The 2233-nt window shown below is 64.5% G+C and carries 2 protein-coding genes; one reads left to right on the top strand and one right to left on the bottom strand.

From position 1 onward, the window contains the following. Positions 1-237: 237 nt before the first annotated feature. Positions 238-1359 carry an SAM-dependent methyltransferase gene (locus tag PSV33_RS08390; RefSeq protein ID WP_300560578.1) on the bottom strand — a complete coding sequence of 374 codons (1122 nt, stop codon included), beginning with the start codon at positions 1357-1359 and terminating at the stop codon, positions 238-240. A 66-nt stretch (positions 1360-1425) separates the two neighbouring features. On the opposite strand from PSV33_RS08390, the gene PSV33_RS08385 reads away from it, so the two are divergent. After that, positions 1426-2220: an SDR family oxidoreductase gene (locus PSV33_RS08385; RefSeq protein ID WP_300560576.1), complete on the top strand. Its 795-nt coding sequence runs from the start codon at positions 1426-1428 to the stop codon at positions 2218-2220. Positions 2221-2233: the final 13 nt, after the last annotated feature.

Below are 2233 nucleotides of genomic sequence, written 5' to 3'. Positions count from 1 at the left end.
CGATTGTCTGAGGCGAAGCCGAGTTCGAGCGAGACCCCGCTTTTGTCGAGCACCGCAGGTTGCCCCGGAGCGTAGCGCAGGGGACCCAGACCATCGGGTCGCCTTTCTTTTGGGTACTTTTCTTTGGCGACGCAAAGAAAAGTGCCTCGCCCGCCGGGGCGAGACCCGGCTTGCCGGCGGACATCCAAAGCGGAGGGAAAGGCAACCTCGACAAGCTCAGTCCGAAGCGGCAACCCTCTACAAGGTATGGCTTCTATCCCCCTGCGCAAACCCCAGCGCCTGCCAGCCACCCCACGGACAGTCCTTCGAGTCAACCGCAAAACCAATGACCTTGAACAGCTCACCCATCTCATGCTCGTTGATGAGTTTCTGCACCATGACGCGTTCAGCCAGCGGCGTATCTTCCATGCCGTTCAGCACACCGCAGTTCAGCAGGAAGCGCGCCTGGCTGGTGTAACCCAGCACCTGGAAACCGGCCTCCTGCCCGGCCAACGCAATGCCGCTGAAATTGACGTGGGCGGTGATGTCTTTTTCGCCCACGTCCTGCAGCGCATCGGCGTCCAGCATGTGGCCACGGTGGCACATGACGGTGCCCATGCTGCGCTGCGGGTGGTAATACTCGTGTTCGGGGAAACCGTAGTCCAGCAGAAACACCGCGCCGGCCTGCAGCCGGTCGGCCAGGGTGCGGACAAAGGCCTCGGCCTGCGGGTGGATCTCGGTCAGGTAGTCATGGCTGCCCGCCACGTCGAATGGCGGCCGCAGGGTCGTCGGCTGATCGGCCGGAACAAACCCACCGTTGTGAACGGCGACGCCGCGCTCCTGCCAGACGCCCTTCACACGGGTCAGCAGCTGCACCGGCATGGCATCGAGCACCTCGTTGCCGACCACCACGCCCTGCATCTGCGCCGGCAACTCGCTGATCCACTGCACCGTGTCACCCCAGGCGGCCAGGCGCTCGCGCTGGCGGGCTTGCAGGCTGCCGGACAAATCGACAATGGTGTAGCGTTTGATCTGCGGGCCGAGGGCACCCAGCAACTGCTGCGCAAGGGCGCCCGAGCCCGCGCCGAACTCCCACACTTCGGTCGTGCCCGTGGCCTCCAGCGCCTGCGCCAGCTGCCGCGCCAGCGCCTGGCCAAAACGCGGCGACAGCTCGGGTGCGGTGACAAAATCGCTGCCGCCGCCCTTCACGCCGGTGGGCATCAGACCGAATTTGCGGGAATCGTTGGCGTAGTAGCCCAGGCCCGGGGTGTACAGGGCCAGCGCCATGAAACGGTCAAAACCGATCCAGCCACCGGCCGCGGCAATGGCCTCGCGGATGTGGCCGGCCAGGGGGCTCGTTAAACTAGGGGGTGTCGTCATGGGGGAGGTGCTCACCCCCGGATTGTCGGCGATTGCCCTGCCTCCAGCTTCCCCACCCTTCACCTCATGAACCCAGCGTCTCCCGCCCCTGTTGTTCTCGTTACCGGCGCCGCCAGGCGGCTGGGCCGCGAGATCGCGCTTGCGCTGGCAGCCAGCGGCTGGCGCGTGGCCGTGCACTACCGCAGTTCGAAGGAAGACGCTATTAAAACAGTAGCTGACTGCGCTGAATTGGCGGGGGATGCAGCCTCTTTTTGTGTGGATCTTGACGACGAGGCGGCAGTCCGCGGCCTGTTGCCGCAGGTGGTCCAGCACTTCGGTCAGGTGGATGCCGTGATCAACAGCGCCTCCACCTTCGAACACGACAGCGCAGCCAGTTTCAGTTTTGCGTCCCTTGAAAAACACATGCGCAGCAATACCGGCGCGGCGATTGTGCTGGCGCAGGCCCTGCACGCCCATGTTGTCCAGCGGCAGGAGCAGGTTGCGGTGACCGGGCAAACCGGCCGTTTTGCGGTGATCAACCTGCTGGACCAGAAACTCTGGAACCCCAACCCCGACTTTTTCAGCTACACCCTGTCCAAGGCCGCGCTTGAAGCCGCCAACACCATGCTGGCGATCGCGCTGGCGCCACAGGTGCGGGTGGTGGGCGTGGCTCCCGGCCTGACACTGACCAGCCATCTGCTGAGCGACGAGAAGTTCCAGGCCCTGCACAAACTCTCGCCGCTGGGACGCTCGTCCAGCCCGGCGGACGTGGCGGCCACTGTCCGGTTTGCCCTGGAAAACGCCTCCATCACCGGTACCACACTGCTGGTGGACGGCGGACAGCACCTGATGAAATTCGAGCGCGATTTCTCACTGATGTGAGCGCACCCTCCTA

Origin of the sequence: Polaromonas sp. (genome assembly GCF_029945895.1) — a bacterium.
Classification (GTDB): domain Bacteria; phylum Pseudomonadota; class Gammaproteobacteria; order Burkholderiales; family Burkholderiaceae_C; genus Polaromonas.
This window is presented reverse-complemented; position numbering and strand designations above follow the sequence as displayed.